The organism is Granulicella sp. L56, from assembly GCF_009765835.1.
Taxonomy (GTDB): Bacteria; Acidobacteriota; Terriglobia; order Terriglobales; family Acidobacteriaceae; genus Edaphobacter.
In genome coordinates, this window is the sequence record NZ_LMUS01000012.1 from 1 (window position 1) to 280 (window position 280).

The 280-nt window shown below is 53.6% G+C and carries 1 protein-coding gene; it reads right to left on the bottom strand.

The window, feature by feature from the left end; genetic code table 11:
* Positions 1 to 254, bottom strand: a 254-nt coding sequence (locus tag GSQ81_RS19670) for a hypothetical protein (RefSeq protein WP_158912519.1), incomplete at its 3' end; no start/stop codon positions are given.
* Positions 255 to 280 lie beyond the last annotated feature (26 nt).

Below are 280 nucleotides of genomic sequence, written 5' to 3' on the forward strand. Positions count from 1 at the left end.
CCCATGACTTGCTTGCCCATTGCAGACTGGTAGGTGTTACGAGGAGACTGGTTGTGATCCGGGAACGGAATGATACTAGCACACACTCCGAGAATCATACTGGGGTGGATCTCGCAGTGTGTCCAGGTGTGCGCCTTTTGACTGAGGATAGACCGTACACGCTTGTTGGGATCGTTGTACTCCTCCTCAGGCAGGGCGTAACCAGCCTGGAGTTGCTTCGAAATCTCCAGATCCTCTGGCGTCATCACGATCATGATCGTCTCCTCTTCTTCCACGTCCA